Genomic DNA, 7,794 nt, shown 5'->3' on the forward strand with positions numbered 1-7,794 from the left:
GTTGAGCCCCGGCCATGAATGGCCGGGGCTCCCCGCATTTAACACACCAACCGCCAAAGCGCCCTTGACCACGCGGCCGCGGGACCCGACCGTCCGCGCTAACTAAGGCGTTGCTGGGAAGCTGATGTCTCCGTCTAGCCGCCGTGGGCGAGATGGCAAGTCGGGTCTTGGCGTTTGCCCCGCCTTGAATAGTCATCTCTTTGTACCGCCAAGGTGGCGAGAGAGAGCTGTCATCCCATCTTCGAGATGAATTCGTCGCCCCAGGCCGTCACCTCTTCGGCGCTCAGTCCACTGACGTTTGTGGCGATGACGTGGACGAGTGCACCCGACTCATTCTGCTTGTAGCACGTGTGGGTGCTGGAGGTTGCGGATTCGCATGTCCAGCTTCCTACGGGCTTCTTCTCTGCAGCTCCGTACTTTGTAAAGAGCTCCTGTGTTTCTTGGTCACTGATGATAGAAACGACGTAGAAGAGCTTCTGATCTTGAGAAACGTAGGTTCCGCCAACGTCGCCAATCCCGGCATCGCCGAATGAAGGATCGAGGCTCGTCGAGCCAACCTGTTGAGGAAGGTTCCCCGATGCTGCCTTGCCTCCGCCGCCGGGCTGCGGAGCTTCTCCACCGCCCTGTCCCGGCTGAGGGTTATCCCCACCGCCTCCGGGTTGTGGGTTGTTGCCCCCGGCGCCAGGCTGGGGCATCGGCTGGGGGATGTTTTTTCCGCCGGGTTGAGGGTTATCGCCGCCGCCTCCGCCGGGCTGCTCTCCTCCGTCACCGCCGTTTCCACCAGGCGCGGGGTTCGGAGCAGGAGCCTTACCCCCGTCGTTGTTGTTCTCACTCCCCTTGTCGTCTTTGCCGCCCTCGTCGCTCTTGAGGTCTTCTTCCGCGGCGCTCACTTCCGAGGCTGGAACCTCTTTTTTGTCGTCGCCGCTCAAGAGCGTGTATGCGAGAACGCCCCCGCCGATCAGGAGCGCGAGAAGAAGGAGTGCGCCGCAGCCGATTCCAACCCACAGGCCAGTCTTGCTCTTCTTCTGCGGAGGCATGCTACCCCCTGGGTATCCCGCAGGCTGGTTGTATTGCCCCTGAAAGTTTGCCTGACTGTATGCAGGCTGCTGGTCGTAACCCTGGTTTCCGTTTGGATTTGCACTCGAAGCGGCCCCTGGCTGCCATTCGTGGTTGCTCATGTGTTTTCTTCCTGCTGTGCTGAGTCGCGAGGGTGCGAGATGCGGATGGTACGTGTCGCAAGCGCACATATAGGCGCAGCTGCCGGTTAGTATTACACATCACATCGATGGAAGACTAGGGTTAGCCGGATCGGGCCAGTGCTGCGAGGAAGAAATGATCGAATGACGCAGTACAACCGCTTTTCGATGTGCGAATTACTTGCGGTAGAGGCTCTTCTTGCCAAGCGCGGGCTCACTCGTCACGAGCACACCAAGCGAGCGGAACACAGCTTCGTCCACGGATCCAAGGATCGTTGTCGTGTGGACATCGCAGCCGCGCAGGTTCTTGATCTGCGCGAGCGCCGCGGCCGCGTTCTGGTCGCTCCCCGCTGATACCGAAAGGGCGATAAGAACCTCGTCGGTGTGCAGGCGCGGGTTGCGCGAGCCCAGGTGGTCGACCTTGAGAGTCTGGATTGGCTTGATCGATTCGGGTGAGAGCAAGAGGGCGTCCTCGGGAATCCCCGCGAGATGCTTGAGCGCGTTGAGGAGCATGGCAGCGGAAGCACCGAGCAGGTCTGAGGTCTTGCCCGTAATGAGGGTGCCGTCGGAAAGCTCAAGACACGAGGCGGGCGCACCGGTCCTTTCGGCAAGTGCGAGCGCAGGCTTCACGGTGGGGCGGATCGTTTCATCCACGCCGAGCTTGGCCATGACGAGCTTGATGCGCTGCGATTCGACCGCGGGAAGCTCGAGCTTCTTCTCGGAGACGCGAGCCTTGTAATAGCGGCGCACAACCTCTTGCGTCGCTGCTTCGCAGCATGCCTCGTCGTCGGTGATCGCATAGCCCGCCATGTTCACGCCCATGTCGGTGGGGGAGGCGTAGGGGCATTCGCCGAGGATGCGCTCGAGGAGGATCCTGAGCAGCGGGAACGCCTCGATATCGCGGTTGTAGTTGACGGCCTTTTCGCCGTAGGTCTCAAGGTGGAACGGGTCGATCAGGTTCACGTCATCGAGGTCCGCAGTTGCCGCCTCGTAGGCGAGATTCACGGGGTGCTCGAGCGAAAGGTTCCACACGGGGAACGTCTCGAACTTTGCGTAGCTCGAATCGATCCCGCGCTTGTGATCGTGGTAGATCTGCGAGAGGCACGTCGCGAGCTTGCCCGACCCTGGCCCGGGAGCGGTCACAATAATGAGGTCGCGCTCGGTTTTCGCCCACTCGTTTTGACCGAGCCCCTCCTCGGACACGACGAGCGTGGGATCCGGGTAGCCCTTGATCGTGCGATGCTTGACGACGGTGAGGCCGAGTCGTTCCATGCGGTCTTTAAACTGCACGGCCGATTCGTTGTGGTCATCCATTTGCGTGAGCACAATAGTGTTGACGAGGAAGCCACGCTCGCGGAAAACGTCGACGAGTCGCAGCACGTCTTCCTCATACGTGATGCCAAGGTCGGCGCGGATCTTGTCGTGCTCGATGTCGTGCGCATTAATCGCGATGAGAATCTCGAGTTCATCCTTGAGCTCATACAGCATCGCGATCTTGTTGTCGGGAGTAAACCCGGGAAGGACTCGAGAGGCGTGGAGATCGTCGAAGAGCTTGCCGCCCATTTCGAGATACAGCTTCCCGCCGATCTGGGCCCGCCGCTCGGCAATGTGTTTTGACTGCAGTTCGATGTACTTTTTCGGGTCAAAACCTTGCTTCAGTGCCATGGGCGTTCCTCCTGCTGCGTGATGTACGAGTGAAGGGGGCCGGTGGCACGCAACCTGCATGTGCAGCCCTCGACATTCTAGGGCACGACCGGCTCAGTTTTCGGGACTGTCCATTTCCGACGCTTGACGAGCGCGTCACTGAGCCCTATTTTTCGCGTGAGGATTCCAGGCCCTTCTTATAGATTTGGTCGGTAAACATGTGCCATGGCGCCTGTGCCGAGGCACAAGAACTGAGAGGTTCGTATGAATGAGTACACGGGTGTTGCGGTAAGCGCCGGGCGTGTGATCGACCCGGTCAAGGTCATGGCGCCTTCAGTCGCGGAGCCCGAGCGCGGCGAGGTCCTCGCTGAAGGTGAAGCTCGTGAGAAGGAAGCATCTCGCATCGCCGAAGCGGCCGCCGCAGTTCGCGCCGATCTTGAGGCCCGCGCCGAGCGCGCGAGCGGCGACGGTCAAGCGGTCCTCGAAGCAACCGCGCAAATGGCGGCGGATCCAACCCTGACGACGAGCGCAGAACAGCTCGTTCGCACCGCGGGAATGAGCGCCGAGCGTGCAGTGTGGGAGGCCGGCGATCAGGTCGCAACCATGCTCGAGGGTCTCGGCGGATACATGGCCGAGCGCTCGAGTGACGTGAAAGATGTGCGCGCGCGAATCGTGGCGCAGCTTCGCGGTGAGGAGGCCCCCGGCATCCCCTTCTCTGAGGAGCGCTTCATTCTTGTGGCGCAGGACCTCGCACCCGCCGACACGGCGACCCTCGACCCGAGCATCGTCTCCGCGCTCGTGACGTCCGACGGCGGCCCCCAATCCCACACCGCGATCCTCGCGCGTCAACTCGGGATCCCTGCCGTGGTCGCCGCGAAAGGGGTCGACGAGATCGAACAGGGCACCGTCGTCTACGTCGATGGCGCCGCCGGCACCGTCACGAGTGAATTTGGTGAGCGCGAACGAGAGCTTTCCGCAGCTTGGTACGAGCTCCTCAAGAACCCCCTCACTTACGAAGGCGGGGGAGCGGAGCTTTCCGACGGCACCCGCGTTCCGTTGCTCGCCAACGTTGGTAGCGCGAAGGACGCAGCCCTCGCCGCCGAAGCCAATGCTGATGGCGTGGGGCTCTTCCGAACCGAGTTCTGCTTCCTCGACCGCGAGGAGGAGCCGAGCGTCGAAGAACAGGCCGAGGCATACGCGGGTGTACTGCGGCAGTTCCCCGGGAAGAAGGTCGTGATCCGCACGATCGATGCGGGCGCCGACAAGCCCCTGCCGTTCCTCACCGATGCCGAAGAGCCGAACCCCGCGCTCGGTGTTCGTGCATACCGCACGTCATGGGAGAAACGCTCCGTGCTCGAGAACCAGCTGAAGGCGATCGTGAAGGCGAGCGCGGAAACCGACGCCGAGCCGTGGGTCATGGCACCCATGATCTCGACACTCGAGGACACCGAGGATTTCGTAGCGATAGCCCGGGAGGCAGGCGTGAAACACGCGGGGATCATGGTCGAGACCCCGAGCGCGGCTCTCACGAGTGATCACCTCATGGGAGTTGCCGACTTCGCCTCGATCGGCACGAATGACCTCGCGCAATACACGATGGCTGCCGATCGCATGCTCGGGGCCCTCGCGAAGCTCAACGATCCGTGGCAGCCCGCAGTGCTCGCCCTCGTGGGTGCGACCGCGACCGGTGCACGCGTGGCCGGTGGTGACCTGGAAGCCTTTGGCGACGGCGCGAATAAACCCGTGGGCGTGTGCGGCGAGGCCGCTGGCGACCCCGCGCTCGCGGTCGTGCTCGTGGGCCTCGGCGTGAACTCACTGTCGATGACCCCGCGCTCGCTGCCCGCTGTCGCGAAGGTGCTCTCGACCGTGTCGCTCGAACAGACGCGCGAACTCGCCCGCATCGCGGTCAGCGCCCCCACCGCAGCCGAAGGCAAGCGCGCTGTTCGCGAGCAGCTGCCCATTCTTGAGGAGATCGGTCTGTAGTTTCGTCCAGGCGAAAAAGAATGGGCACGCCGTGTGGCGTGCCCGTTCTTCTGTGTTACAGGATGCTGGCTCAGCCCTGCGCGTCGAGATCTGTTTCGAGGAGCTCCGCAAGAGCATTGACCGATTCCTCAGCGCCGTCACCCTCAGCGCGCAGCACGACCTCGTCGCCGTGACCCGCGCCGAGCGTCATAAGCATGAGAATCGAGGAGGCGTCGATCGGCGCGCCGCCTACCTTCTCAATCGTCACCTTCGCGGGCTGCTCACCCGCGGCCTTCGAAAAAATAGCGGCGGGGCGGGCATGGAGCCCGGAAGCGGCCGCAATCTTGACGGTGCGTTCTGCCATGATGTGCCTTTCGACGAGCCGGCATGCCCCACGGGCAAACACCAGCGGATAAAGATCAGTGAGGCCACCCTACCGAATGTCGCCTCGCTTCACGTTCTCGGGATTGTCAGGCGCGCTCTGCCCTCACAGCCCGCGGGTCTCCTCGAAATCTGGATCAAACACCGCAAGGACCTCGAGTGGCGCTGCCGCCTCACTCAATGCTCGCCGGCGATCCTCCTCCGCGAACACTTGCGAAATCGCCTGAAGCAGCATGAGGTGCTCATCGCCGATCCCCGCAATCGCGACGACATAGGAGACCTGCTCCTCGCCGTTGTCACCCCACGGGATCGGCTCGTCATACTTCACGACGCTCATAGCCGTGCGGTGAATGCTGCGCTTCGCCTCACTCGTCGCGTGTGGGATTGCCACGCCGTGCCCCATAAACGTTGATACTTCCGCTTCGCGCTCGTGCATCGCTTCGACATACGCCGGATCGACCGCTTCAAGCTCGACGAGAAGATTCCCCGCCTCCTCGATAGCCTCACTCTGATTGCGTGCGAGGCCCGGCACGCGAATCCCGTGAGGCGACAGAATCACCGATTCGCCGGACGCCGAAGGAGATCCCTTCCCGTGGTCGCGCGTCACGTCGCATGCCCAACGCGGCGCAGCGTGCTCTGATCCGTCACGACTCTGTGAAATGTTCATGATCCACGCCTTTCAAAAGATGCTTCGCCTCAAGTCTAGGCGGCGTCGGACCCCTTCGCTTCCGGAAAAACGAACCTGCCGTACGTGAAGTACCGGAACGTTGTGGAGACCGCCTGGCCGATGAACGTGCCGCTCACGTTATCCGCGAGGGCCGAATCGAGGCCGAGCACATAGCGAGAAAAGCCCAGGCAACCGAGCTGCAGCGCGCTCGCGATGACGTTCACGATGATGAACGCGAGAATGGATTTCGCGGTCTGCGGCTTATCGCGATCCCCGTACGTCCAAAAGCGATTCCCGAGATACGTGAGGCAGCTGGCCGTCGCGATCGTCACGATCTTCGCCACGATGGGGCTGCCGTGCATGAGGCCCTGGCCCCAGCCATTCGCCGGATCCCAAAACACCAGGACGTTGTACATCGCCGCATCAAAGAAGAACACGAGACCGCCCACGATGAGGAACTTCGAGCCACGAAGCGCATGCGCGAGAGCGGCAGCTTTCGAGGGGGAGTCCTTCGCGATCACGCCCCAACATTACAGGCCGTGCCGCGGCGGAAAAATGAGGCTAGGCTGAGACGCTATGGGACGAGTGACAGCATCGACGCGCCTCACGCGCATACGGATTCGGGACGGCAAGCTCTACCACTCCGAGCGGCCCGACACCGTCGCCGTCGAAGAACCCCTCGACATTCGCCTCAACGGCCAGCAGCTCTCGATGACGATGCGCACCCCCGGCCACGATGTCGAGCTCATCCACGGATTCCTCCACGCCGAGGGGTACATCACGAGCCGCGAAGATGTACGAGAAGCCCGATATTGCGATGGCGCCGTCGTTGAGGACGACTCCGGTTTAGAGCGCAACACCTATAACGTTATGGACTTCACGACGCGCACGATCACCGCGGCGCCCGTGATCACGAAGCCCTTCCTCACGTCGAGCGCATGCGGCGCGTGCGGCTCGGCCTCGATTGATCAGGTCACGAAGCGGGTTCGGCACGATTTTGTTCCGACGTTTGCCATGCAACCATCGCACCTTTTGCGCGCGCAGCGTGAGCTCGGTGATGGCCAGGCCGCCTTCTCGAAAACCGGCGGCGTGCACGCGGCAGCCCTCCTTACCCCCGAGGGGGAACGCCTCGTGCTGCGCGAGGACGTGGGCCGCCACAACGCCGTCGATAAAGTCATCGGTTGGGCTCTCCTCGAGGATCGACTCCCACTCCGCGACACTGTGCTCCTCGTAAGCTCGCGCGCCTCCTTCGAAATCGTCCAAAAGGCCGCCATGGCCGGCATCGGCTTCATCGCATGCGTGAGCGCCCCCTCTTCCCTTGCGATCGATACCGCCGCGCGGCTCGGCATCACGCTGTGCGGATTCGTGCGCGCCGACGGAGACGACGGCCGCTTCAACGTGTACTGCGGGATGGAGCGGATTGATCTGTCAGGGAGCGAGAACTGACAGCCGAGTTCCCCTCAGAACCGTGTGCCACGATGGTTGTGTCCGCAGACACACCTCTATGGAGGAGGAACCATGAAGAACAAGCTCATTCTTGCGACTGGCATCGCCATCGGTTTTGTGATCGGCTCGAAGATGGGCCGTGAGCCCTACGAGAAGCTCGAGGCGACCGCCAAGCAGTACGTCGACGATCCGCGCGTGCAGGAGAAGGTTGGCCAGGCACGCGAAACCGTGTCGAAGGCTGCGAAGGACGCCGCTGGCGCCGTCAAGGAGAAGGCGCCCGAGGTTGCCGAGCAGGCCAAGACTGCCGCAAAGGGGGCGGCCTCGACCGCGAAGGACAAGGCGAACGAAGTTCGCGCCTCGCACAAGGCCGATTCCCCCAAGGTGAAGGCCACCGACACATCGACTGATTCGAGCGTGGCGGGCGGCGACGCCGAGGTGCACGAAGCGAAGTGACGCTTCGATTTCGAAGAATCATTCAAGGAAGGCGCCCCGATCTTC

8 protein-coding genes are annotated in these 7,794 nt (G+C 62.5%); 3 read left to right on the forward strand and 5 right to left on the reverse strand.

Annotated features, from left to right (window positions below; all coding sequences use genetic code 11):
• Positions 1-230 precede the first annotated feature (230 nt).
• Both M3B90_RS09460 and M3B90_RS09465 read right to left on the reverse strand, forming a co-directional pair.
• On the reverse strand, positions 231-1,037 hold the full coding sequence (locus M3B90_RS09460) for a hypothetical protein (protein ID WP_259890121.1): 807 nt from the start codon (positions 1,035-1,037) through the stop codon (positions 231-233).
• A 336-nt stretch (positions 1,038-1,373) separates the two neighbouring features.
• Positions 1,374-2,861, reverse strand: a complete 1,488-nt coding sequence (locus tag M3B90_RS09465; protein WP_259890123.1) for a DUF1846 domain-containing protein — start codon at positions 2,859-2,861, stop codon at positions 1,374-1,376.
• Between the two features lie 243 nt (positions 2,862-3,104).
• Between M3B90_RS09465 and ptsP the strand changes: the two genes are divergently transcribed.
• Positions 3,105-4,823, forward strand: coding sequence for a phosphoenolpyruvate--protein phosphotransferase (gene ptsP / locus M3B90_RS09470; RefSeq protein ID WP_259890125.1), 1,719 nt, complete (start codon positions 3,105-3,107; stop codon positions 4,821-4,823).
• A 70-nt stretch (positions 4,824-4,893) separates the two neighbouring features.
• On the opposite strand, the gene M3B90_RS09475 is transcribed toward ptsP, so the two are convergent.
• The 3 genes from M3B90_RS09475 to M3B90_RS09485 form a co-directional block, all read right to left on the reverse strand.
• The gene (locus M3B90_RS09475; protein ID WP_259890128.1) at positions 4,894-5,166 is read right to left on the reverse strand and encodes an HPr family phosphocarrier protein; all 273 of its coding nucleotides are present in this window, start codon (positions 5,164-5,166) and stop codon (positions 4,894-4,896) included.
• A 123-nt stretch (positions 5,167-5,289) separates the two neighbouring features.
• A complete protein-coding gene (locus M3B90_RS09480; RefSeq protein WP_259890130.1) occupies positions 5,290-5,850 on the reverse strand; it encodes a PTS sugar transporter subunit IIA in 561 nt (186 codons plus the stop codon).
• A gap of 35 nt (positions 5,851-5,885) precedes the next feature.
• Entirely contained in the window at positions 5,886-6,371 is a 486-nt protein-coding gene (locus M3B90_RS09485; RefSeq protein WP_259890132.1) for a GtrA family protein, read from the reverse strand.
• Between the two features lie 55 nt (positions 6,372-6,426).
• Here M3B90_RS09485 and fdhD point away from each other — a divergent pair, with 55 nt between their 5' ends.
• Both fdhD and M3B90_RS09495 read left to right on the forward strand, forming a co-directional pair.
• Positions 6,427-7,296 (forward strand): formate dehydrogenase accessory sulfurtransferase FdhD, encoded by an 870-nt coding sequence (fdhD, locus tag M3B90_RS09490; RefSeq protein WP_259890135.1) that lies wholly within the window; start codon positions 6,427-6,429, stop codon positions 7,294-7,296.
• A 72-nt stretch (positions 7,297-7,368) separates the two neighbouring features.
• Positions 7,369-7,749, forward strand: a complete 381-nt coding sequence (locus tag M3B90_RS09495; protein ID WP_259890137.1) for a hypothetical protein — start codon at positions 7,369-7,371, stop codon at positions 7,747-7,749.
• The last annotated feature ends 45 nt before the right edge of the window (positions 7,750-7,794 follow it).

The organism is Dermabacter sp. p3-SID358, from assembly GCF_025147465.1.
GTDB lineage: Bacteria > Actinomycetota > Actinomycetes > Actinomycetales > Dermabacteraceae > Dermabacter.

What these genes read in the sequence shown, in the direction of transcription:
- M3B90_RS09460 (WP_259890121.1), bottom strand. Translation starts at nt 1,037, where the DNA reads ATGCCTCCGCAGAAGAAGAGCAAGACTGGCCTGTGGGTTGGAATCGGC.
- M3B90_RS09465 (WP_259890123.1), bottom strand. Translation starts at nt 2,861, where the DNA reads ATGGCACTGAAGCAAGGTTTTGACCCGAAAAAGTACATCGAACTGCAG.
- ptsP (WP_259890125.1), top strand. Translation starts at nt 3,105, where the DNA reads ATGAATGAGTACACGGGTGTTGCGGTAAGCGCCGGGCGTGTGATCGAC.
- M3B90_RS09475 (WP_259890128.1), bottom strand. Translation starts at nt 5,166, where the DNA reads ATGGCAGAACGCACCGTCAAGATTGCGGCCGCTTCCGGGCTCCATGCC.
- M3B90_RS09480 (WP_259890130.1), bottom strand. Translation starts at nt 5,850, where the DNA reads ATGAACATTTCACAGAGTCGTGACGGATCAGAGCACGCTGCGCCGCGT.
- fdhD (WP_259890135.1), top strand. Translation starts at nt 6,427, where the DNA reads ATGGGACGAGTGACAGCATCGACGCGCCTCACGCGCATACGGATTCGG.
- M3B90_RS09495 (WP_259890137.1), top strand. Translation starts at nt 7,369, where the DNA reads ATGAAGAACAAGCTCATTCTTGCGACTGGCATCGCCATCGGTTTTGTG.